At 46.2% G+C, this 24,286-nt stretch carries 23 protein-coding genes; 10 read left to right on the top strand and 13 right to left on the bottom strand.

Annotation, left to right across the window (positions count from 1 at the left end; all coding sequences use genetic code 11):
* Positions 1-66: 66 nt before the first annotated feature.
* Positions 67-1,707, bottom strand: a complete 1,641-nt coding sequence (groL, locus tag MKS89_RS01145) for a chaperonin GroEL (protein ID WP_072960571.1) — start codon at positions 1,705-1,707, stop codon at positions 67-69.
* 75 nt (positions 1,708-1,782) lie between these two features.
* Complete coding sequence (locus MKS89_RS01140) at positions 1,783-2,073, bottom strand: co-chaperone GroES (protein ID WP_059119701.1); 291 nt, start codon at positions 2,071-2,073, stop codon at positions 1,783-1,785.
* Positions 2,074-2,319: 246 nt separating this feature from the next.
* Between MKS89_RS01140 and MKS89_RS01135 the strand changes: the two genes are divergently transcribed.
* Positions 2,320-2,940 carry a helix-turn-helix transcriptional regulator gene (locus MKS89_RS01135; RefSeq protein WP_072960569.1) on the top strand — a complete coding sequence of 207 codons (621 nt, stop codon included), beginning with the start codon at positions 2,320-2,322 and terminating at the stop codon, positions 2,938-2,940.
* A gap of 132 nt (positions 2,941-3,072) precedes the next feature.
* Positions 3,073-3,414 carry a DUF3135 domain-containing protein gene (locus MKS89_RS01130; RefSeq protein WP_072960567.1) on the top strand — a complete coding sequence of 114 codons (342 nt, stop codon included), beginning with the start codon at positions 3,073-3,075 and terminating at the stop codon, positions 3,412-3,414.
* Between the two features lie 153 nt (positions 3,415-3,567).
* On the opposite strand, the gene MKS89_RS01125 is transcribed toward MKS89_RS01130, so the two are convergent.
* Positions 3,568-3,918, bottom strand: coding sequence for a hypothetical protein (locus tag MKS89_RS01125; protein WP_072960565.1), 351 nt, complete (start codon positions 3,916-3,918; stop codon positions 3,568-3,570).
* Positions 3,919-4,126: 208 nt separating this feature from the next.
* Here MKS89_RS01125 and tpiA point away from each other — a divergent pair, with 208 nt between their 5' ends.
* Positions 4,127-4,897, top strand: a complete 771-nt coding sequence (gene tpiA / locus MKS89_RS01120) for a triose-phosphate isomerase (protein ID WP_072960563.1) — start codon at positions 4,127-4,129, stop codon at positions 4,895-4,897.
* Positions 4,898-5,030: 133 nt separating this feature from the next.
* Positions 5,031-6,410: an MATE family efflux transporter gene (locus MKS89_RS01115; RefSeq protein WP_072960561.1), complete on the top strand. Its 1,380-nt coding sequence runs from the start codon at positions 5,031-5,033 to the stop codon at positions 6,408-6,410.
* 36 nt (positions 6,411-6,446) lie between these two features.
* On the opposite strand, the gene rraA is transcribed toward MKS89_RS01115, so the two are convergent.
* The 7 genes from rraA to priA all read right to left on the bottom strand — a co-directional run bounded on the left by rraA (position 6,447) and on the right by priA (position 14,369).
* Positions 6,447-7,010 (bottom strand): ribonuclease E activity regulator RraA, encoded by a 564-nt coding sequence (gene rraA / locus MKS89_RS01110; RefSeq protein WP_072960604.1) that lies wholly within the window; start codon positions 7,008-7,010, stop codon positions 6,447-6,449.
* A 75-nt stretch (positions 7,011-7,085) separates the two neighbouring features.
* On the bottom strand, positions 7,086-8,003 hold the full coding sequence (locus tag MKS89_RS01105) for a 1,4-dihydroxy-2-naphthoate polyprenyltransferase (RefSeq protein WP_072960558.1): 918 nt from the start codon (positions 8,001-8,003) through the stop codon (positions 7,086-7,088).
* 183 nt (positions 8,004-8,186) lie between these two features.
* The gene (gene hslU, locus MKS89_RS01100) at positions 8,187-9,518 is read right to left on the bottom strand and encodes an ATP-dependent protease ATPase subunit HslU (RefSeq protein WP_072960556.1); all 1,332 of its coding nucleotides are present in this window, start codon (positions 9,516-9,518) and stop codon (positions 8,187-8,189) included.
* A gap of 44 nt (positions 9,519-9,562) precedes the next feature.
* A complete protein-coding gene (gene hslV, locus MKS89_RS01095; RefSeq protein WP_038178732.1) occupies positions 9,563-10,102 on the bottom strand; it encodes an ATP-dependent protease subunit HslV in 540 nt (179 codons plus the stop codon).
* A gap of 142 nt (positions 10,103-10,244) precedes the next feature.
* On the bottom strand, positions 10,245-10,793 hold the full coding sequence (ftsN, locus tag MKS89_RS01090) for a cell division protein FtsN (RefSeq protein WP_072960553.1): 549 nt from the start codon (positions 10,791-10,793) through the stop codon (positions 10,245-10,247).
* A gap of 117 nt (positions 10,794-10,910) precedes the next feature.
* The gene (gene cytR / locus MKS89_RS01085) at positions 10,911-11,915 is read right to left on the bottom strand and encodes a DNA-binding transcriptional regulator CytR (protein WP_072960550.1); all 1,005 of its coding nucleotides are present in this window, start codon (positions 11,913-11,915) and stop codon (positions 10,911-10,913) included.
* Between the two features lie 249 nt (positions 11,916-12,164).
* Positions 12,165-14,369, bottom strand: coding sequence for a primosomal protein N' (priA, locus tag MKS89_RS01080; protein WP_072960601.1), 2,205 nt, complete (start codon positions 14,367-14,369; stop codon positions 12,165-12,167).
* A gap of 250 nt (positions 14,370-14,619) precedes the next feature.
* On the opposite strand from priA, the gene rpmE reads away from it, so the two are divergent.
* Complete coding sequence (gene rpmE / locus MKS89_RS01075) at positions 14,620-14,841, top strand: 50S ribosomal protein L31 (protein ID WP_072960545.1); 222 nt, start codon at positions 14,620-14,622, stop codon at positions 14,839-14,841.
* 305 nt (positions 14,842-15,146) lie between these two features.
* Positions 15,147-16,424: a malic enzyme-like NAD(P)-binding protein gene (locus MKS89_RS01070; RefSeq protein ID WP_072960543.1), complete on the top strand. Its 1,278-nt coding sequence runs from the start codon at positions 15,147-15,149 to the stop codon at positions 16,422-16,424.
* Between the two features lie 90 nt (positions 16,425-16,514).
* Here MKS89_RS01070 and MKS89_RS01065 read toward each other — a convergent pair whose 3' ends face one another.
* Both MKS89_RS01065 and metJ read right to left on the bottom strand, forming a co-directional pair.
* The gene (locus tag MKS89_RS01065; protein ID WP_072960541.1) at positions 16,515-17,165 is read right to left on the bottom strand and encodes a glutathione S-transferase; all 651 of its coding nucleotides are present in this window, start codon (positions 17,163-17,165) and stop codon (positions 16,515-16,517) included.
* Between the two features lie 160 nt (positions 17,166-17,325).
* Positions 17,326-17,643: a met regulon transcriptional regulator MetJ gene (gene metJ, locus MKS89_RS01060; RefSeq protein ID WP_072960538.1), complete on the bottom strand. Its 318-nt coding sequence runs from the start codon at positions 17,641-17,643 to the stop codon at positions 17,326-17,328.
* A gap of 213 nt (positions 17,644-17,856) precedes the next feature.
* Here metJ and MKS89_RS01055 point away from each other — a divergent pair, with 213 nt between their 5' ends.
* The 3 genes from MKS89_RS01055 (at position 17,857) to metF (ending at position 22,553) form a co-directional block, all read left to right on the top strand.
* Positions 17,857-19,023, top strand: coding sequence for an O-succinylhomoserine (thiol)-lyase (locus MKS89_RS01055; protein WP_072960535.1), 1,167 nt, complete (start codon positions 17,857-17,859; stop codon positions 19,021-19,023).
* Positions 19,023-21,428 carry a bifunctional aspartate kinase/homoserine dehydrogenase II gene (locus MKS89_RS01050; protein WP_072960533.1) on the top strand — a complete coding sequence of 802 codons (2,406 nt, stop codon included), beginning with the start codon at positions 19,023-19,025 and terminating at the stop codon, positions 21,426-21,428. The genes MKS89_RS01055 and MKS89_RS01050 overlap by 1 nt, the downstream gene beginning before the upstream one ends.
* Positions 21,429-21,662: 234 nt before the next feature.
* Positions 21,663-22,553 (top strand): methylenetetrahydrofolate reductase, encoded by an 891-nt coding sequence (gene metF, locus MKS89_RS01045; RefSeq protein ID WP_072960530.1) that lies wholly within the window; start codon positions 21,663-21,665, stop codon positions 22,551-22,553.
* Positions 22,554-22,669: 116 nt separating this feature from the next.
* On the opposite strand, the gene zapB is transcribed toward metF, so the two are convergent.
* Positions 22,670-22,912: a cell division protein ZapB gene (gene zapB, locus MKS89_RS01040; RefSeq protein WP_072960527.1), complete on the bottom strand. Its 243-nt coding sequence runs from the start codon at positions 22,910-22,912 to the stop codon at positions 22,670-22,672.
* Positions 22,913-23,229: 317 nt separating this feature from the next.
* Between zapB and glpX the strand changes: the two genes are divergently transcribed.
* Complete coding sequence (glpX, locus tag MKS89_RS01035) at positions 23,230-24,237, top strand: class II fructose-bisphosphatase (protein WP_072960524.1); 1,008 nt, start codon at positions 23,230-23,232, stop codon at positions 24,235-24,237.
* The last annotated feature ends 49 nt before the right edge of the window (positions 24,238-24,286 follow it).

Raw genomic sequence — 24,286 nt, 5'->3', positions numbered from 1 at the left:
CCGATAAAATGAAAAAAGGGTGAGGAAACCTCACCCTTTTCAGATCATGCTTAGATGATGAATAAATTACATCATGCCTGGCATACCGCCCATGCCGCCGCCCATATCAGGCATTGCCGGGCCATCGCTCTTCGGTGCGTCAGTCACCATCGCTTCTGTGGTAATCATCAGACCAGCAATCGATGCTGCAAACTGAAGTGCACTACGGGTTACTTTGGTTGGGTCAAGAATACCCATTTCAATCATATCGCCGTATTCACCGGTAGCCGCGTTATAACCATAGTTACCTTCGCCGCCTTTGATGTTATTCGCAACAACAGACTCTTCATCACCCGCATTGGATACGATCTGACGGATTGGCGCTTCCATTGCACGTAGTGCAACACGGATACCAACGTTCTGTTCTTCGTTGTCACCTTTCAGGTCTGTCAATTGAGAAGCTGCACGAATCAGTGCCACACCACCACCGGCAACAACACCTTCTTCAACAGCAGCACGAGTCGCATGCAAAGCATCTTCGACGCGGTCTTTCTTCTCTTTCATTTCAACTTCAGTTGCGGCGCCCACTTTAATCACGGCAACACCACCGGCAAGTTTAGCAACACGCTCTTGAAGCTTCTCTTTGTCGTAGTCAGATGTTGCTTCTTCAATCTGTTGACGAATTTGAACAACACGACCATCAATTGCAGCCGCTTCACCAGCGCCGTCAATGACTGTGGTATTTTCTTTCGTGATAGTGACACGTTTTGCCTGACCCAAATCTTCCAGTGCTGTTTTATCCAACTCCAGACCAATTTCTTCAGAGATGACCGTACCACCAGTCAAAACCGCAATATCCTGAAGCATCGCTTTACGACGATCCCCAAAACCAGGTGCCTTCACGGCAGCGACTTTCACGATACCACGCATGTTGTTCACAACGAGTGTCGCCAATGCTTCGCCTTCAACATCTTCTGCAACAATCAGCAGCGGACGAGATGCTTTTGCAACAGATTCAAGCACTGGCAGTAATTCACGAATATTAGATATTTTCTTATCAACCAATAAGATAAATGGATTGTCCAGCTCAACAGAACCAGATTCTTGATTGTTGATAAAGTAAGGAGACAAGTAGCCACGGTCAAACTGCATCCCTTCAACGACATCCAGCTCATCTTGTAGCGCTTGACCTTCTTCAACGGTGATAACCCCGTCGCGACCGACTTTTTCCATTGCTTCGGCAATGATGTTACCCACGCTGACATCAGAGTTCGCAGAGATTGTACCAACCTGTGCGATCGCTTTGTTATCTTCACATGGCACAGACAAACCTTTCAGCGCTTCAACCGCTGCAATCACTGCTTTATCGATACCACGTTTTAAATCCATCGGGTTCATGCCGGCAGCAACCGCTTTCAAACCCTCATTGACGATAGACTGAGCCAGAACTGTTGCAGTTGTTGTGCCGTCGCCAGCTGCATCATTTGCTTGAGATGCAACTTCTTTCACCATTTGTGCGCCCATATTCTGGAATTTATCTTCCAGTTCGATCTCACGTGCAACAGAAACACCATCTTTAGTAATGGTTGGCGCACCAAATGATTTATCCAGAACAACGTTACGGCCTTTCGGACCCAATGTTACTTTTACTGCATCAGCCAGAACGTTTACACCTTCCAGCATTTTTACTCGTGCATCATTTCCAAACTTAACGTCTTTAGCAGCCATTTTTTATTCCCTATTTCTTAATTCGGTTTTCGTCAATTGTTTTGAATAAGAGCAAAAATTACTCAACGCCTACTTTTATTCGACAATCGCTAGAATGTCATTTTCAGCAAGGATCAATACTTCTTTGCCATCGATCTTTTCCGACTTGGTGCCGTAACCTTCAGCAAAAATAACAGTATCACCAACTTTGACGTCCAGCGGCTGAACAGTCCCATTTTCAAGTACTCGGCCGTTGCCGACAGCAAGCACTTTCCCACGTGTTGATTTTTCCGCCGCAGAACCAGTTAAAACGATCCCACCAGCAGACTTGGATTCAACTTCTTGGCGTTCAACGATAACTCGGTCATGTAATGGACGAATATTCATCGGTCGTCTCTCCTGATTAATTATTTGTGTTGTTTATGAAAACGCTGTTTACCAGCTTGTGCTTTCTTATGTGGGGGAGAAAAGTAAATATCCCAAGGGTGAACAAGCAAAAAAACGTGATCTATATAACAAAATAATAATCATTCCCGAGTTTTTCTCTCCGACAGCTTCTCATCTTCAGCCAATAGTCAATTGTTTACTTTATTAACTGAAGTCTGAATAATAGGCGGAGCAAAGAGGACACCAATGAAAACAGCCGACAAGATATTGCATACGCTTAAGCAAGAAGGCGCTGTCACAGCGAAACGACTTGCTGATCGCTTCGAGATCACAACGATGGGAGCCCGTCAACATCTTCAGTCACTTGAAGAGGATGGGTTAGTCCGCTTTTATGATGTGAAAGTCAAGGTGGGTCGCCCCACTCGCCACTGGACACTGACAGAAGATGGACACGCTTACTTTGCCGACCGTCATGGCGAACTCACACTTCAGGTGATTGATGCAATAGAGCAGGTATACGGCTCAGAAGGTATCGCTAAAATCGTTGCAACCAGAGAAACGCAGACATTGTCACAATACAGTGCTGAAATTCAGACCTGTTCGACCTTGGAAGAAAAGCTTGAGAAGCTCGTGACCTTACGAGAGAGAGAAGGCTATATGGTTAAGCTGGAAACGCTATCGGACGGCTACCGTCTCATCGAGAACCACTGCCCGATATGTAAAGCAGCAACGCGATGCCAAAGCTTTTGCCAATCTGAATTACACATCTTTCAGTCGCTGCTTGAAGGATTATGTACTATCGAACGCCAAGAACATATTGTCTCCGGACATCGTCGTTGCAGCTATATCATCAAAAAACTCAGTTAGCGTCCATTTGTTAGAACTTCTCACATTAAGTTCACAATTTGTTCAAATTTGGTTTATCATTGAGTAGTATTCAAATTAAACGCACTTAATTTGAGTCATAGGTTGGCATACAAAGAAACTGAGGTGATATATATGGCCGCACCAAGTTTTTATACCGAGCTCCCCCCATTTGATGAGCTGGTAGCACTGGCTAAACACAATCCGGAAGCATTCGCGATGCTCAAACGAGATATCTGTGAAGAGATGATTCTCTCATCGTCGCGAAAAATGCAAGACCGACTCTGGGCTCAGCAAAGCCACATCGATAGAGTCGTGCGCTCCTGTAAAAATGCGGATCATGCGAATGTAAAACTGATGAGAGAGTTAAGTACTCAGATGGTAAAATTCCAGAATGCATTAACCAGTAACTCAGCAGACGACACCCCAAGCCCTGCTGATGTGATTCCGTTTCAGCGATACAGGTCGAATGTTTAAATCAGAGATGGTGAAACCATATATGATGAGGGCGCACTGAAAAAAGATATGCCTTTGCGATCCTGTGCCTGAACCAATATAGCTTGACACGATCTCTCGATAGCGTTTGAAACCTAAAATTTGTTATCGCACAGCCCTCGCTTGAGGGTATTTTTAACTGCGCTGTCGAATATAGTGCTGCTCAATCGTTCTCAAAAAAACTGAAAGATTTTCAATTTTATCTGCGTCTTGCTCAAAGCGTTCGGTCAGTTTTCTGATCACAGCGTGACGGATATCTGCAACATATTCCTGACTCACTTCCACGATCAACTGTATAAAATCAGCAGAATCTAATTGCTCACCGACAAACCACTGGTGGCTCCGGACGGCATTGCTTTTAACTGATAAACCGAACCGCTGAATGGTTTCATCGTGGAGTAACACTTGATGAAGATCTTCCAGCAACCGAGAAATATTCACGCGTTCATCAACTGGCGCTGAATACTCCATCCGAAGATTGATCATATGATGTATCCCTATCATGACATACTGCCGAAAATTTCGGAGCTTCCCGCCCCCACTGCAAATCGCTCTGGTAAAATAGAACCAAATAGCAACTATCTCAAATGCTCTAACCAAGAAAGTCATGATTCGTATCATGATCTACTGGGTTTTATCTGTTATATTCTGTCAAAATCACATTTTTATACTCACTAAATTTGGAGATATTCCTATGCGTCGTCCTGTTGTTATGGGTAACTGGAAATTAAACGGAAGTAAAACGATGGTCACAGACCTGCTCTCTGGCCTGAATGCTGAACTCGAAGGCGTTGCCGGTGTTGACGTCGCAGTTGCACCACCAGCGTTGTATCTTGACCTTGCAGAACGGTTAATCAAAGAAGGCGGAAATAAGATTATCCTAGGTGCACAAAATACTGATGTGCACAATAGTGGTGCTTTCACTGGTGATATGTCTCCTCAAATGTTGAAAGATTTTGGTGCAACACACATCATTATCGGTCACTCTGAGCGTCGCGAATACCATCATGAATCTGATGAGTTCGTTGCACAAAAATTTGCGTTCCTGAAAGAAAATGGCCTGACACCAGTATTGTGTATCGGTGAGTCAGAAGCACAAAACGAAGCGGGCGAGACGCTTGCCGTTTGTGCACGCCAACTTGACGCAGTGATCAAAACGCAAGGCGTTGAAGCACTCAATGGCGCGATTATCGCTTACGAACCGATCTGGGCTATCGGTACTGGTAAAGCAGCAACAGCCGAACAAGCACAAGCAATTCATGCTTCTATCCGTGCTCATATTGCGAACGAAAGTGAAGAAGTTGCGAAAAATGTCGTCATTCAGTATGGCGGTTCCGTTAAAGCAGAAAATGCAGCAGAACTCTTTGCTCAACCAGACATTGATGGTGCATTGGTGGGTGGTGCAGCATTAGACGCGAAAGGATTTGCAGCAATTGCGAAAGCAGCGGCGGCAGCCAAAGCGTAACGATCAAATATTAACGTATTTTCAAGGCCGGCCTTTGCCGGTCTTTTTTATCACTCCGGGACTAAACTGGCTGTTTTAACCAGAATCGAGTATGCTGTCATCCCGGTTCCTCCGATAGACATCCTTCTTTTCTATGCATGATAAACACGGGCTGCTTTCGGCACCAATTCCCGTCGTACTCCGCCGGATGACAATCCCAATGACCTTCGGCATGATATCGGTGCTGATGTTCAACTTAGTCGATACTTATTTTATTTCTCTGCTCGGGACACAGGCCCTGGCCGCCGTCAGCTATACATTCCCGGTGACTTTTGCTGTGAACTGCATCACCATGGGTATCGGTATTGGTTTATCGACCAGTATTGCGCATTTGTTGGGTCAAAAATCGATACATAATGCGGCTCGCCTGACAATTCATGGTTTACTACTGGCCGTGGTTTTAGTCAGTATTGCTTCTAGCGTTGGCTTGTTAACTGTCTCACCTCTTTTTACCTTACTCGGTGCTCAGCCAGTATTACTGCCTCTAATACAGCAATATATGTCCGTTTGGTATCTTGCCATACCATTACTGGTTATTCCCATGGCCGGAAACAGTGCTATCCGGGCAACCGGAGATACCAGAACGCCGGCATTACTCATGATCCTCTCTGGCAGTATCAACGGTATTTTAGATCCATTACTCATCTTCGGTTATGGGCCTTTTCCGGAGCTTGGAATTCAAGGTGCAGCAATTGCCAGTGCGATTAGCTGGTGTACAGCCTTAGTTGGAACGTTATATATTTTATTTTACCGGAAACGGCTAGTCACACGACCTGACTGGCGATCATTATGGCAAGACTGGAAGCAGGTTTTACGGATTGGTACACCTGCGGCCTTGTCCAACGCGATGAACCCGATTTCCGGTGCATTGTTGATGATACTACTCTCCCAGCATGGCACCGTAGCGGTCGCCGCATATGGTGCAGCACAACGTGTTGAATCGATTTTGATTCTGGTGCTGATGTCGTTAACGTCAACACTCACACCTTTTTTAGCGCAGAATTTTAGTGCCGATAACCCACAAAGAGGCTTTGCCGGACTTTTCTTAAGCATCCGGTTTTCGGTGGTGTTCCAGAGCATTATTTTCTTAATGATGGTCCCGCTAAGCATCCCTCTTTCCGCGCTATTCTCACAAGAAACACAGGTTCGAGAAATACTCTGGCATTATCTGTTAATTGTGCCATTGAGCTATGGATTTCAAGGGATTGTGATGATGATTGTTTCAGCGCTGAACGCGCTCAACCAACCACTGAGAGCCTTTAGTTGGAACTTTATGCGTCTGTTTCTTTTTACGCTGCCTTCAGCTTGGATCGGCTCACAACTCTGGCAGATCAATGGATTATTTGCAGGGATTGCCATCGGCAACATTCTTGGTGGGGTATTCGGATATTTTCAGGCTTTATCTTTACGACGACAAAGCCTGAAATCCAGTGACAAGAAAGCCAGTCACAAGAAGGAAATCAACGAGCCGTAAGCAATAAACGGCTCTTACATCAGACAAAAATCCAGATTAAATCCGTTCTTCATCTTCTTCGGCAATGACATCATCGTCATCATCGATCTCTTCTTCATCCAACTCAGCTTCTTCAAGGTCAGTATTCAAAGGTTCCTGAGAAAGAATGATACCGGTACTGTCTGCATAAAGGTAATCTTCAGGTAAGAAGGTGACTCCGCCAAAATTCACGGGGATATCGATCTCACCTATACTTTGTGCAGCAGCGCCAACAGGAATTGATGTCATGGCTTGAATACCAATATTCATTTCTTCCAGTTCGTCCACCTCACGAACACACCCGTAAACAACCAGTCCTTCCCACTCATTTTCTTCAGCGAGCGCAGCTAATTCCGAGTCAATCAAAGCACGACGTAAAGAACCACCGCCATCAATCAATAGCACCCGCCCCAAACCGTCTTGTTCAAGTACTTCTCGGATCAAACCATTATCTTCAAAACATTTGACCGTTGTTATCTGGCCGGCAAAAGAGGCTCGTCCACCAAAATTACTGAACATCGGTTCTACAACATCAACCTGGTCGAAATAAATATCACAAAGTGCAGATGTATTGTATTCCATGGCAACCATTCTCACAGCGAAAGTATCTTAAACGAGTATATCGACTATGTAAGTCATTGCAATGACAAAGCTCAATTAACTGATCAGTGTTTGAGCAATAACTACCCCGACAAACAATAAATTTGTCACAATAGAACATCTGACGACTGCAGGTAACATCGGTGCGATGTGCACTGGTCGTTCGGCTTCCCAGATGGCAACCGCATGTTTGACCATAGCCACCAAACTGAGTAGAAAAGGAAGGGCAAGCCAGAGCGGATCGGTCTGTAACCACAGATATAAACTAAACGTGAAGACAGCCCCGGCTAACAGAATAAAGTGATATTTTTTTGCCAGAATCGGACCTAAACGAACTGCAATTGTCCGCTTGCCGCAGATTTCATCATTTTCGATATCCCGCATATTATTGACATTCAATACTGCGACAGCCAACAAACCACAAGCGATCGATGGCAGGAGTAGCGTCGAATTCAAATGGCCGGTATAGAGAAAATAAGTCCCGGAGACCCCCAACAAGCCAAAGAAGATAAACACGGAGACATCACCAAGCCCGACATAACCATAAGGCTTATTCCCCATGGTATAAGCAACCGCAGCGATCATGGCCATGACGCCAAGGCCAATAAAAACCAGAATATTGTCAAGCGAATCCAAGGCATACAGGATCAACGCCATGCCAGAAACAACTGTGAGCAACACATTAATCATCATGGCATATTTCATGTCTTTCAGTGTCACGGCTCCCGACTGAATTGCTCGCATGGGACCTAATCGGGCGTCATTATCGGTCCCTTTCACCGCATCGCCATAATCATTGGCAAGGTTGGACAGAATTTGCAGTAAAACAGCAGTGACCAAAGCTAAAATTGCTATCGGCCACGAAAAATGCTTTTCAGAAAAAGCTAAGGCACTTCCTGTGAGGATCGAAATCAATGCCAAAGGCAAGGTTTTCGGTCTAGCCGCATCCATCCAAATCGAAATAGAGTTCATCATGATTACAGCCTAGTGGACGTCAAGAGCCCTAGTATACGACGAAATCATTGATAATAAAAAGCCCGCATAAAAATGCGAGCTTTTACATCCGGATGGCATCAAAGTGCTCAATGTACTAACCATACCAACAGGTAACAGGGAACACTGACATCACACAGCCTCTATCACATATCGATTTAACGTTTACAGAATAAAGCGGCTGAGATCTTCATCGCCAACCAATTCACCAAGACGCTCTTTCACATAATCAGCATTGATGGTAAATGACGAACCCGCTTTATCGGTCGCATCGAAAGAAATTTCATCCATCAAGCGTTCCATCACGGTGTGCAAACGACGAGCACCAATGTTCTCAGTCGTTTCATTCACCTGCCAAGCGGCATCCGCAATCTGTGCAATCCCATCTTCTGAGAACTCAATCGAAACATTTTCGGTGGCCATCAACGCCTGATATTGCTCTGTCAGAGATGCTTTCGGTTCGGTCAAGATGCGTTTGAAATCATCACTGCTCAACGCTTCCAGCTCGACTCGAATTGGTAAACGCCCTTGTAATTCAGGAATCAAATCCGACGGTTTGGAGACCTGAAAAGCCCCGGAAGCAATAAATAAAATATGATCCGTTCTGACCATACCGTGCTTGGTCGATACTGTGCTGCCTTCGATTAATGGCAACAGATCGCGCTGCACCCCTTCTCGTGACACATCAGGTCCGGAGACTTCACCGCGCTTACAGATTTTGTCGATCTCATCGACAAACACAATACCGTGGTTCTCAACATTGAAGATTGCTTGTTCTTTCAGTTCATCCTGATTGACCAGTTTCGCAGCCTCTTCTTCCGTTAACGCCTTAAACGCATCTTTAATCTTCAGCTTGCGTTTCTTTTGCGTGTTTCCGGCCAGATTTTGGAACATGCCCTGTAACTGGTTGGTCATTTCTTCCATACCCGGAGGTGCCATAATTTCAACCCCCATTTGCGGAGCTGCGACATCGATTTCAATCTCTTTATCATCGAGCTGGCCTTCACGTAATTTTTTACGGAATACCTGTCTGGTATGGGAAGTATCTTCGGTTCGCTCTTCTTCACCCCAAGAGTCACGCGGTGGTGGCAGCAATACATCGAGAATACGTTCTTCAGCTAACTCTTCGGCTCGGAACTGCACCTTTTCCATCGCTTGCTGGTGGGTCATTTTTACCGCAACATCAGTCAGATCTCGGATGATTGAGTCAACTTCTTTACCGACATAACCGACTTCAGTAAATTTTGTGGCTTCAATTTTCATAAATGGCGCATTTGCTAACTTTGCCAAACGCCGAGCAATTTCAGTTTTACCTACCCCGGTTGGACCAATCATCAAAATATTTTTGGGCGTCACTTCGACACGCAGACTTTCTTCTAACTGCATTCGACGCCAGCGATTCCGTAAAGCAATCGCGACCGCTCTTTTCGCGTTGTCCTGACCGATAATATGACGATTGAGTTCATGAACAATTTCACGAGGAGTCATTTCAGACATGCTTATTTCCTTTGTTCTGTATTGCAGACGCTATCGAATAGTTTCTATGATTCACTTTGAGGAATATCAAGCACTTCGATAGTCTGGAAATGGTTAGTGAACACACAGATATCCCCTGCAATTTGCAGCGCTTTTTCAGCGATTTCCTGCGCGTCCAGATCGGTATTTTCTAGTAAAGCCGTTGCCGCAGCCTGTGCATAATTGCCACCAGAGCCAATTGCGATCAGATCATGTTCTGGCTGAACAACATCACCATTACCGGTAATAATGAGTGAAGCGGTCTCATCAGCAACGGCTAAAATCGCTTCCAAACGACGCAAGGCGCGATCACTTCGCCAATCTTTGGCAAGTTCAACAGCCGCCTTAACCAGATGTCCTTGATGCATTTGCAACTTGCTTTCAAAACGCTCAAACAATGTAAATGCATCCGCTGTACCGCCAGCAAATCCAGCCAGTATCTTATCGTTATACAGGCGGCGCACCTTGCGGGCATTTCCTTTCATCACGGTATTACCCAGAGAAACTTGACCATCTCCGGCAATAACAACTTTATTATCACGACGGACGGATACGATTGTAGTCACGAGAGGACCTCTTCCATTTTATAAAGTGTGTTAGAAAACTATATAAGGACAAGCTTGTTTGAATTCAAGTCAAAAGGCGGGATATCGTTGTTATTTCCTCCGGAATGCTGTGACCAGCACCGGAGGATAAAGAAAAACGTGTCTATTGATTTTCTTTCCAAATCGCGCAAGGTTCAATCTTCGCGCGCTGAAGTTTGTGGCGATCGCGTTCAGCATCGCGTTTAAATTTGTAAGGACCGATCACCACGCGATACCAGCTACTATCTTCTTTCTTACGGATTTTACTTTTAATGCCTTGAAAAGCGATATCCAGTTTCCGCTTTTCAGCTTGGGCCATCGTCTTGTATGCACCACACTGCATTATGTACGGAATTTTCGATACTTTTAGCGCTTTCGGGGTGACCTCAATCTCACGTTGAGGCAAGGTATCGACATAATCCCACTTTTCAGTCGGAGGAGGAGGAAGTATTTTTTGCTTGTCATGCGTTGCTTGCTTCACCTTGGGTTTCTGAACCACAGGCACATGCTTTACTGGCGTAGACGGCTGTACACTCAGTGTATACAAGCCATATCCAAACACAGCCACCACAATCACAGCAAGCGTACCACTCAACCAAGGGCGCTTCTTCGGCGTTTTACGCGCAGTTTTCTTCGCTGCACTACCCCGTTTCACATAGTCTTTATTAGCCACTAAATTATGCTTACCTTACAAACAATGACTGTATGTTAAAGAAGACCACTCGGAAGCACAACTCTGAGCACAATACACGCCAGTATCTTGAGGTTCACCAATGTCATCGACGAAGAGTCATCCGCGAGGAGCTGCCACACTTTCACGAATCACCAATTTTGTTTCCAGCAAACGAGAGCCCGCCCGAACATCATGCCCCCGGAGCACTTCTAACATCATTAGCATCGCCTGACGGCCAATCTCATACCGAGGCTGAGAGACAGTCGTTAACGGTGGATCACAATACTGAGCAAAGTTGATATCGTCGAAACCAACCACTGACAGATCCTGAGGCACTCTGACACCTAAGCGTTTCGCTTCTTGAATGGCACCGATAGCCATCATGTCATTGTGGCAAAAAACAGCGCCCGGAGGCTCGGACAATCCGAGAAGGAGCCGAATCGCTTTCACACCCGCTTCAAAGCTGAAATCACCTTTGTAATGATAAGCAGGATTCATCGTAATGCCGGCACGTCTTAAAGCCTGCATATATCCCTGATGACGGAAATGACACAAAGCCGCTGAATCGGGGCCGGCAATTTCACCAATCTTTTTATGCCCCATCTGAGTGAGATAATTAACCACTTCAAACGCAGAAGTCAGATTATCAATATGGACAGTCGGCAATTCCAGCTCTGGTGCGTACTCGCAGGCCATCACCATCGGTGGTAAGTTTTTCTGTTCTGACTTACTGACATCAAACGGTAAATCGGTACCAAGCAGTAGCATGCCGTCGGCTTGCTTGGTAAAGACCAGATTCACAAAAGAACTTTCACGTTTCTTCTGTTGGCCGCTATCACCAAGTAACACTAAATAACCGTGCTCGACAGCAGCATCCTCGATACCTCGGATAATTTCAGTGAAGTATGGATCACAGATATCAGGAACGATCGCAACAATCGTCTTTGATTCGTTACGTCTTAAATTTCGTGCCAGTGAATTCGGAGAGTATCCGGCTTCAAGAACTGCATCTTCAACCCGTTTTCTTGTCGTAGGCGACACTTTTTCGGGATTCATCAACGCCCTAGATACGGTCGCGGTTGACACTCCCGCTAGTTGAGCAACATCCTTCATTGTCGCCATACATTAAAACCCTCTTTCAAAATGGTATTTGCTATAAAACTGATTGATACACACACTTTTGATATATCTATCAAGAGCTTGATGTATGTGCTTTCATAGTTTAAGCATTTCTACGAATAAAGTTACGTTCTATTTAACACTTCTTACATCATAAACGAGAAATAGATCACGATACATAGGTTTTATCTCGTGACAAAAATACCAATCCACGCCAATGAACTTCTGACTTACCGGATAGAGAGCGTGGGATTATGACAAATCATGTGGCTCAACATCGAGCGACCAACGAACTTTCCCCGCAAGTGGTAGGCTTTGAATAACAGGTTTGGCACTCATCAACAGTTTTTGCATCATCGGGCGACTCATCGTTTGGAGTAATAGCTGCCAGCGATACTTCCCGGCTCGTTTCGCCATTGGCGCCGGAGATGGTCCTAAGACAGAACAAGTTGCATGATCAAACAGCGGGTGAACTTCCAAAGTCTGCCTCACCTGTCTGAGAAAATCTTCGCCAAGCTCAGCTTGATTGGATTCGGCTTTAAATAAAGTCAAGTAACTGAAAGGAGGTAATAGTGCCAGTTTCCGCTCATGTAACGCGCTCATGGCAAAGTGACGATAATCCTTTTTGAGCAATGCCTGAAGTAAACTATGCTCCGGGTGATGTGTCTGGAGAATAACTTCACCAGGCTGGCTGGCACGTCCGGCACGTCCGGCAACCTGAATAAATAGCTGTGCCAATCGTTCCGATGCCCGAAAGTCATGACTGTACAACGCACTGTCAACATCCAACAAGCCAACCAGTGTCACGCGTGGAAAATGATGACCTTTTGCCAGCATTTGCGTCCCGATTAAAATATGATACTCCCCCCGATGGACGGCATTGAGAGCCGACTCCAATGTGCCTTTTCTTCGGGTACTGTCCCGGTCAATCCGAATGGTACGATATTGGGGGAAGATCGCTGCCAGTTGCGTTTCCAACTGTTCAGTCCCGACACCAACCGTTGCCATCTGTGTCGAGCCACAATCCTGGCATTGATGCAATACCGGACGCTGGGAACCACAGTGGTGACAGCGAAGCTCTTGTGTCGCCTGATGATAGGTATAACGTGCATCACAACGCTGACATTGGGCGACCCAGCCACACTCATGACACATCAGCACGGGGGCGTATCCTCGTCGGTTGAGAAATAGCAAAACCTGATTCCCGACCTGTAAATGCTTTCTCATTTCAGCAATCAACGGGGCTGACAGTCCGCCTTCAAGATAGAGCCCTTTGACATCCAGAACCCGATTAGTAGCCGGAACCGCATCACCAGCCCGTTGTGTCAAAGTTAAATGGTGGTATTTACCACTGAGTGCATTTTGTAAGGTCTCAAGCGCAGGCGTCGCTGAACCCAACACAATGGGGATCTGTTCAAGACTAGCACGCATAACAGCCACATCTCGTGCATGATACCGTAAGCTATCTTGCTGTTTATATGAAGCATCATGTTCTTCATCAACAATAATGATTCCCAAATCGGCAAACGGTGTAAACAGCGCAGAACGCGTCCCAATGATCACACCGGCATGACCATCGCGGGCAGACAGCCATGCATTGAGTCTTTCCGTCTCATTGAGCCCGGAATGCATCACGACCACAGGTACCATAAAGCGTGAGCGAAAACGTTGGATCGTCTGTGGGGTTAAGCCAATTTCAGGCACCAGAACCAGTGCCTGTTTTCCTTGCTTCAAGACCGGTGCAATCAAGTTCAAGTAAACTTCCGTTTTTCCCGAACCAGTCACACCTTCCAATAAGTAGCAACCAAATTCGTGCTGGCTGTTGATCGTCGCAATCGCAACGGACTGTTCCATATTCAGTTGCGGCTTTTCATCTTCGTCTTCCAGTAATTGAGGCCATGGTTGACGATCTGGTTTTCTGTCAATCGCTTCAATCCACCCTTTGTCCTGAAGTGTGTTCAAGACCTGACGACTGATCTCTTCATCGATGAATGCTTGATGACTTTGTGTGCCGTTTTCAAGCAAACGCAGCACCTTAGCCTGCTGAACGGCACGGCCAAGCCCCTGCATCAGCTTATCTCGTCCGGCGGATGTCAGGCACCACTCTCGCAAAGTCGCAAAATCAGCGGCTTTCCCTTTTCTCAATGCTGCGGGTAACGCATTTGACAAGGTATCGCCGAGTGGATATTGATAATATTGACTGCACCAAGTAAAGAGTCGAAAGAGACTGGCTGGCCAGACCGGCTGCTCATCCAACACTGCGCGAATCGGTTTCAATACATCAGGACTCATCTCAGAGTCGTCTCCGAGTGCAACCACAATGCCAATCAATGTCTGTCGCCCAAACGGCACTGAAACCCGTCCGCCGATCACAGGCTGACAATGCGCCGGTATCAGATAGTCGAACTGCTTATCTAAAGGGACAGGTAATGCCACTCGGGCAATGGATGGATGCATATCACTGAACATCGGATGTAAAAATCATGGACAACAGTCTAATCGAAGCTATCGTGAAATTCGAGACAGCAATAAGAATGGTGAAAATAACAGCAAAACTAGTTGATCACCGCTCATGGATTCTTTAATATAGCGCGCCTTGATGATACGGATGCCCGTATCACAACCGATGTAAGACGATATAATTAACTGACATGTGGTGTCCGGCAACGATCCGGATAGCGACATGGCCCGATTTTGAGGTTCTCCCATGAAAACTGGTATCCACCCAGAATACAAAGTTGTAAGCGCAACATGTTCTTGCGGCAACGCTTTCGAATTCAAAACAACACTGAACAAAGATTCTCTGCACTTGGATGTTTGTGACAAATGTCACCCATTCTATACTGGTAAACAACGTATCGTTGATACCGGTGGTCGTGTAGATCGCTTCAACAAACGTTTCGGTGCGCTTAGCAGCGGCAAAAAATAATCTCTCTTCGCTGAGAATTTCAAAAAGGACACCATTGGGTGTCCTTTTTATTTTCCCAAACGCCTATTATTTCCCCTGAAGCAAGTCATACCAAGCGATTCCTCACTCTCTATTGATGTATTGGCATCTTTGTGACATCAACGTGATTCTTGCATAAAACAGAATATATCAGCATAAACTCCTCCAACCTCTACATATTTATGCAATTTTAAAACACATAATACTATGAACGCCTAGGCAGCTCCCCAGACATCCATTAGAATACAGTTTCTTTCCCTATAAACATAACAACGAGACTTGACCCTATGGCTGAAGACAACCACCAAGATTTAACTCCCGAACAAGCATTTCGCCAGAAAGCTTTGGATTATCACGCCATTCCAACCGCAGGAAAAATCGCGATCACGCTCACTAAACCTGCTGACACGGCTACGGATCTCGCTTTAGCCTATAGTCCCGGTGTTGCCGAGCCTGTCCGTGAGATTGCGCAGGATGTCGATAATATTTACAAGTATACAGCGAAAGGAAACACCGTCGCAGTCATCTCTAACGGGACAGCTATCCTTGGGTTAGGCAATCTAGGGCCGATGGCATCCAAACCAGTGATGGAAGGAAAAGCGTTACTTTTCAAACGATTCGCCGGTCTGGACTCGTTCGATATTCAAGTGAAACACCGTACCATTGATGAGTTCGTCGAGACGGTTGCGAATATCGCGGATACTTTTGGAGGCATTAATCTGGAAGATATCAAAGCACCGGATTGCTTTGAAATCGAACGGCGCCTCATCGAACGTTGTGATGTCCCCGTATTTCATGATGATCAGCACGGTACTGCAATCGTTACTGCCGCAGGCATGCTCAATGCAATTGAGCTACAGGGAAAGGACCTGAAGGAGTGTACGATCGTTTGTCTCGGCGCTGGTGCAGCAGCCACTGCTTGTATGGAGCTGCTGATCAAATGTGGTGCAATGCGTGAGAAGATCTACATGCTGGACCGTAAAGGCGTGATTCACACTCGCCGTAACGATCTGAATGAATACAAACAGTTATTTGCCAATAATACAGATAAGAGAACCTTGGAAGACGTCATTCAAGACGCTGATCTATTCCTTGGCGTTTCCGGCCCGAACCTCCTGCCACCGGAAGCATTAGCCCTAATGGCAGAAAAACCGGTTGTATTTGCTTGCTCAAACCCAGATCCAGAAATCAAACCGGAACTGGCTTACCAAGTCCGCAATGATTTGATCATGGGCACGGGTCGTTCCGACTACCCAAATCAGGTCAACAATGTTCTCTGCTTCCCGTTCATCTTCCGTGGTGCGCTGGATATTCGAGCCAGCGAAATCAACGATGAAATGAAAATTGCAGCGGTTGAAGCGATTCGCCAACTTGCCAAAGAAGACGTACCGGCAGAAGTTCTGGCTGCGGCCGATATCGATAGCCTTTCATTCGGCCCCGAGTACATTATCCCCAAACCGATGGATCCACGTCTGTTGCCACGAGTCGCCAGAGCCGTTGCGCAAGCCGCCGTTGATTCAGGTGTTGCTCGGATTTCAATGCCCGAAGGCTACATGCAAGATTAATCCAACACACTGGTAGAACATCACGGATACAAAAAAAAGAGGATACACGGCGTGTATCCTCTTTTTATGACTTGTTTTTAATCGCTTGATTCAAGCTGGGATCTTTTGCAATGCTTGCTGATAGCTCGCCAGTTGAACAACCTGTTTATGATAGCGTTGAATATTGGGATAGGCAGACAAATCCGCCCGCATATCGGCAAGCTGTAAGACCAGATGCATCTGAAAATCTGCACCACTGAGCTGCTCTCCGGCAAACCATGAACGTTGCGCAAGCGTATCATCAATATAACGCAAGAAAGTAGACACACGAGGCTCAATCACTATCTGATCCATCTTGTTGAGAAAAGAACCAATCAATGGACGCAACAAGAATGGGAGTTTTTCTCTCGATTTGATAAAGATCAGCCGCATAACCAGCCACATCATGAAAGAACCTTCAGCGGCATGTAACCAATAGCGATAATCCAGTAAAGCCTGCCCTGATTCAGGCCGGAAACGACGTTGATGGTCATAGGTATCGATTAGATACTCGATAATAGCACCTGACTCGGCAATGGTTTGTTCACCATCAACAATCATCGGAGACTTGCCTAACGGATGAACCGCTTTCAAAGACTCCGGAGCCCCCCAAGTCTTTGGATTTCGGCTATAATGAACGACTTCATATTCGAGTTCGAGCGCTTCCAACAACCAGACCACACGTAATGCCCGAGACTGTTCAAGGTAGTGAACATAGATCATATCAAACGTCCCTTATCTGCAAAGGAAACAACCAACTTGCTGTATTGTTTCCCTTGTTGAAGAAATTGATTTCATATTCTCTGAGGTTAAAGCAATGCGTCCAAATCAGCCAACATGACAAAAAATACGTTATCTGCCTGAGAAGCCAGACTCCTGTGAATTAGTCATCATAAGATTCAAATTCAATGCCCATTTCGGTCATGATTGCTTTTGCTTCTGTGGGAATATCATCCGGGCGATCTTTACGCAGATCTTCATCCGTCGGCAAAGGCTGACCAGTATATGCATGTAAAAACGCCTCACACAAAAGCTCACTATTTGTGGCATGACGTAAGTTATTGATCTGGCGTCTTGTCCGCTCATCAGTCAATACTTTGAGAACTTTCAATGGGATAGAAACCGTAATTTTCTTGACCTGCTCGTTTTTCTTACCATGTTCAGCATAAGGACTTATGTATTCACCATTCCAATCAGCCATTGCTTCCCCTCATTGCCGGAATTCGTCATTATTATCAAAAAAAGTAGGTGTTAATTTTAGCTTTATTTACTGCTATAAGCAAAGACATATAGACGTCTAGAAGTATTGACGTCCCATTAGAAAATCAGTAAAGTGAGCAGCCATGTCCAATCCGTGTCGATTGAGATCGACAGTTATGAACGACATCTGCCATCAAGTAGGAAGGAATTACATATGAGCACTCATAAACCTGCAACCATCGCCGTTCGAACGGGTATTGAGTCAGACACGCAATATCATGCAGTCGTTCCACCGATTTATCTCTCAACGAATTATGGATTTCCGGCATTCGGTGAAGTCCCTCAGTACGATTATACCCGTTCCGGTAATCCGAACCGCGGACTGCTGGAACAAGCACTTTACGAACTGGAAGGTGGACAGGGCGCCGTGATTACCAACTGTGGTACATCAGCGCTTAATCTATGGGTTTCTGCCTTCATCGGCCCCGATGATCTCATCGTCGCACCGAATGACTGTTATGGCGGCACGTATCGTTTATTCAATTCCCGCGCCAATAAAGGTGACTTCCGGGTGTTATTCGTTGATCAATGCGACGATGCAGCGCTCACGGAAGCTCTCGCCCAGAAACCGAAACTTATTTTGCTGGAAACACCATCCAACCCGCTCGTTCGGATCGTTGATATCAAAAAAATCTGTCAGCAGGCAAAACAAATCGGCGCTTTAGTCGCTGTTGATAATACCTTCCTGACCCCAGTCTACCAACAACCTTTGTCGCTGGGTGCTGACTTTGTGATCCATTCGACGACAAAGTATATCAATGGCCACTCAGATGTGATTGGCGGCGTGATCATCAGTAAAACTGAAGCACACGCGGAACAGCTTTCCTGGTGGGCAAACTGTATCGGCGCCTCCGGTACCCCATTCGATAGTTATATGACACTTAGAGGGTTACGCACCTTGGGCGCAAGAATGCGTAGTCATGAAGAAAATTCACTGAAAATTCTCGCTTACTTGCAGTCTCAAGCGCTGATTGGAACCATTTATCATCCGAGTTTACCGACCCATCCCGGTCACGACATTGCGAAGAAGCAACAAAGCGGATTTGGTTCGATGCTCAGCTTTGAATTTGCGGGAAGCCATGAAGCGCTACAACAATTTGTGAGCCGGCTCAATCTGTTTTCATTAGCTGAATCACTCGGTGGTGTCGAAAGTTTAATTTGTCACCCGGCAACAATGACCCATCGTGCGATGGGTGAGGAAGCACTCAACAAAGCCGGTATTTCGCTACAACTATTACGGCTATCGGTCGGCTTAGAAGATGCCGATGACTTGATTGCCGATCTGGATCAATCCCTGAATTGGGTAAAGGAGAATTGTTGATGACCACCGTACGCCACCTCCATAAATTCGGAGGAAGTAGTCTGGCTGATCCGGCATGTTATCGCCGCGTTGCTCAAATTCTCAAAGAGTATTCGCAAAGTCACGATCTAGTTGTGGTTTCTGCAGCGGGCAAAACAACCAATCAACTCATTGCTTTTATTGAAAATTTAACCGTAGAACCACAACAGGCCCAAGAAATTTTGGGTCAGATTCAACAGTTTCAACGCCAGTTGATTGCAGACTTGCTCGAAGGAGAAGCCGCTCAAGCACTGACGAACCGAATGAATGATGAGTGTATAACCCTCGCTGAACTCCGCGCACCACTGAGTGCCGCCCAGCAGGCGTTCGTATTGGCTCATGGTGAGATTTGGTCATCCCGCTTAATGGCTGCGTTACTCAATCAACAAGGATTAATGGCGATAGCACAAGATGCCAGAGCATTTTTACGCGCTCACCGAGAGACCCTACCGGAAATCGACCGTGCTCAGTCTTATCCGCTACTGAAGGAAATTCTGGCTCAACACGGCCATCAACGGATCGTGATCACGGGCTTCATCGCTCAGGACGAATCCGGAGAGACCGTTCTACTGGGCCGCAATGGCTCCGATTACTCAGCAACCATTATTGGTGCACTGGCAGAAGTCGAGCGGGTAACTATTTGGAGTGATGTCGCCGGTGTATACAGTGCTGACCCGAGACTCGTCACTGATGCCTGCCTGCTGCCGCTGCTCCGTCTGGATGAAGCCAGCGAACTGGCCCGTCTCGCCGCACCGGTCTTACACAGTCGGACATTACAGCCCGTGGCGCAAAGTGCGATTGACCTACATCTTCGGTGTAGCTATGACCCAGAAGCCGGCTCAACTCATATCGAACGGGTACTGGCTTCGGGACGGGGTGCCAAAATCATCACATCTCTGGATGAAGTCCTGCTGATTGAGCTTAGCTTCTCACGTGGACACGATTTTCAGCGTCTGTACAAACAGGTGATCGAGCAACTCAAGCGAGCCCAGCTCACACCGCTTGCTTATGATAAACAAGAAGACCAGTATCGCATCCAGCTTGCTTACACGGCTGAAATTGCTGCTGGTGCGTTATCTTATTTACAAGATGCCGCGATTGAAGCGGAAATTCGCCTCAAAGAAGGCTATTCACTGGTTGCAGCCGTCGGTGCCGGCGTGACCAAAAATGCTAACCACTGTTTCGGTTTTTATCAGCAGCTCAAACAAGCTCCGATTGAATTCCTCTGTGAATCAGAACTGAGTCTGGTTGCGATACTGCGTCAGACATCCATAGATACTTTGGTCAATCAACTACATACTCACCTTTTTCAGGCTCAAAAACGCGTGGCGCTTGCACTTTGCGGCAAAGGTAATATTGGCTCAAGTTGGCTCAAGCTCTTTGCGGAGCAGAAAACCGAGCTGGAAAAGCGCCGGGGAATGAATTTTGAACTGGTTGCGATCATCGATAGTCAGACCTACTGGTTTGATGAACAAGGGATCGACCCAAAGCAGGTCGAACAGCATTTTCTTGAAGAATCCATCCCCAATGATGGTCAAGGATGGCTGCTCAAACTCGGACAGATCCGCGGCTATGATGATGTCATCGTGCTGGATGTGACTGCCAGTGCCGAACTCGCTGGACAATATATTCAGATTGCAGAACAAGGGATGCACCTTATTTCTGCAAACAAAGTCGCGGGCTCTTCAAGTAGCGAATACTACTATCAAGTCAAAGACTCCTTTGCAAAGATCAGTCGTCACTGGTTTTACAATGCAACGGTCGGAGCCGGTCTGCCGATTAACCATACGGTGAGAGATCTGCGGGAAAGCGGTGATGAGATCGTTGCCCTGTCCGGGATTTTCTCAGGAACACTGTCTTGGCTATTCCAACAATATGACGGGACGGTTCCATTTAGTGAATTGGTTGATCTGGCTTGGCAACAAGGCTTAACCGAACCCGATCCGAGAAATGATTTAGATGGGTCTGACGTCATGAGAAAATTGGTGATTCTTGCGCGTGAATCCGGTTTGGATATTGAACCCAATCAAGTCACTGTCGAATCACTGGTGCCGGAAGAATTACAATGCCTCTCTCTGGATGACTTTCTTGACCAAAGCGCTCAACTCGATATTCAGCTTGCTGAACGTCTGGCAAAAGCACAGAGAGAAGATAAAGTGCTGCGTTATGTCGCTCGTTTGGAGAAATCAGGCAAAGCCTCCGTCGGTGTGGAAGCCTTACATCGGGAGCATCCATTGGCCAATCTACTACCATGCGATAATATCTTTGCCATCGAAAGTAAATGGTATAAAGACAATCCGTTAGTGATTCGCGGCCCCGGTGCCGGACGAGACGTCACTGCGGGTGCGATTCAGTCAGATATTAATCTACTTTCCAGCTTGTTATAACAAATCCATTCTCGATCACATATTTAATCGTTCAGGAGCCGAAAGGCTCCTGATTTGTTTCTAAACTAAATTAGCTGGTTTAGAAACAAAGAGATGTGAAAAGCCTTCATGCAAACATGAATAATATTCATAATTATATTGTTGACATCAAAAACAATTCAATAGAATATCTAGACATATAGACGTCCAAACGTCGATTGCTATCCGATTAGCCATCATCACGGGAGAGAGAAGATGGGATACTCATATGCTGGACATATTGATGCACTGAATCAGAACATTAGTGAATTATCCGGAGACCTTAACGTCTCTTTTGAGTTTTTCCCACCCAGTACACCGCAAATGGAAGAAACACTCTGGAACTCCGTTCATCGCTTAAAAACCTTACAGCCCAAATTCGTCTCTGTTACCTACGGAGCGAACTCCGGAGAGCGAGACAGAACCCATTCCATTATTAAAGAAATCAAATCCCAGACCGGTTTAGTAACAGCGCCTCACCTAACTTGTATTGATGCCAGTCGCGAAGAGTTGAGCCAGATTGCCGATGACTACTGGAACAACGGCATCAAGAACATTGTTGCACTCCGGGGTGATATTCCTCCGGGTGGCGGTAAACCGGAGATGTATGCTTCTGATCTGGTGACCTTACTCAAATCCCGTCATGACTTTGATATTTCTGTCGCAGCCTTTCCTGAAGTCCACCCTGAAGCCAAAAGTGCTCAGGCTGACTTACTGAATCTCAAACGTAAAGCAGACGCGGGGGCGAACCGTGCCATCACCCAGTTTTTCTTCGATGTTGAATGTTATCTGCGATTCCGGGACCGTTGTGTCAGCGCCGGTATCGATGTCGAAATCGTACCGGGCATTCTCCCGGTATCCAACTTTAATCAGGCATATCGCTTTGCAGCGCAGAACCATGTCAAAGTACCGGGATGGATGAGTAAACAATTCGATGGATTAGACGATGATCCGGTGACACGCCAGCTTGTCGGTGCAAGCCAAGCCATTGACATGATCCGGATACTCTGTCGTGAAGGGGTGAAAGACTTCCATTTTTATACGTTGAATCGGGCAGAGATGACCTATGCACTGTGCCATACACTGGGTATCCGCCCACAAGCATAAATCGTATTTCGACTCTCCCATGAAAAATGCCGACATTTCCGTCGGCATTTTTTAATATCACGTTGGTGAGATAGAAAGCTTGAACCAGATCGCTTTGATATAGAAAGCCTTGAGCCTTACTCCATATCTTCCATCTTACCAAGCAAATTGCGAATGCGTTCCTGCCATGCCGTTTGCTCTTGCTGCATGTCCTGTACGCGCTGTTCCAGTTCATCACGACTTGTTTTCATCTGAGTCGCTTCTTCAATCAATTTCTGTTTTTCTTCTTTTAATTCTTCAACTTCCATTTGAAGGAGTGTGATTGTATCAACGGCAGTTTGAATTTTGGCTTCTAATTTCTCTAACACTTCAAAAGACATGCTTATATCCTTTACGATTCTGCGCTTGCAATGATGATTGTACTTAGTTGTTCATTCTACTCAGCCATGGCTGGAGAAACACGCTCTATATTGAATATTTTCACCATTCGATTAAAAAACCAACGTGAATTGACACAATTCTTACTTTTGTTGTTCTTCATAGCGGGTTCAATCCTGCTTGAGTACTGAAATACAGTTGAAGATCTGATGTCGGTTTGATCAAGTGCAATAATCCACAAGCATTTCAGCAAACGTTTTCGTCGGGATATGCTAAAATTCGACGCAAATTTTTCAGTTTTCCGTCAGATGGAGTTCACATGAAACGTGATTTAGCAATGGCCTTTTCCCGAGTGACCGAAGGTGCAGCTTTAGCCGGATATAAATGGCTTGGGCGCGGTGATAAAAATGCAGCGGATGGTGCTGCCGTCGAAGTCATGCGGAGTCTGTTGAACAAAACAGAAATCACGGGAGAAATTGTGATTGGCGAAGGGGAAATTGATGATGCCCCGATGCTCTATATTGGTGAGAAAGTTGGTTTGGGCGGTGATGAAGTGGATATCGCTGTTGATCCGATAGAAGGCACTCGGATGACAGCCATGGGGCAATCAAATGCGCTCTCTGTATTGGCCGCTGCGGAAAAAGGTAGCTTTTTGAAAGCGCCCGATATGTATATGGAAAAACTGGTTGTCGGCCCGGGCGCCAAAGGATGTATCGATCTCAATCAACCGCTCAAACAAAATCTCGAACATATCGCGCAGGCATTAGGTAAATCACTGGATAATCTAGTCGTGATTACACTGGCGAAACCTCGTCACGAGCAAATTATTGCCGAGATGCAACAGTGGGGCGTCCGTGTTTTTGCCGTTCCCGATGGTGACGTGGCGGCTTCGATTTTAACCTGTATGCCCAATAGTGAAGTAGATGTGATGTATTGTATCGGTGGCGCACCGGAAGGTGTGGTCTCTGCTGCCGTGATTCGTGCCTTAGACGGTGATATGCATGGCCGCCTTCTGCCTCGTCACGAAGTAAAAGGGGATACCGATGAGAACCGACAAATCGGCCAACAAGAGATCGAACGTTGTCAGACAATGGGCGTTGAAGCCGGTAAAGTGTTGAAGATGGAAGATATGGTCCGCAGTGATAATGTCATTTTCTCAGCAACGGGAATCACGAAAGGTGACTTGCTGGATGGCGTCACTCGTCAAGGTAATATTGCCGTCACCGAAACCCTGCTCATTCGCGGTAAGTGCCGGACGATCCGTCGGATTCAATCCACGCATTACCTGAACAGAAAAGATCCGGAAGAACGGATCTGGATCGTTTGATACAAGCGGTGCCCTCTCGATGTTGCGCATTGGAAGGAACTAGTCAGCA

The organism is Vibrio gazogenes, from assembly GCF_023920225.1.
GTDB lineage: Bacteria > Pseudomonadota > Gammaproteobacteria > Enterobacterales > Vibrionaceae > Vibrio > Vibrio gazogenes.
Note: the sequence above shows the minus strand (reverse complement) of the source record. Positions and strands in the feature narration are given on the sequence as shown.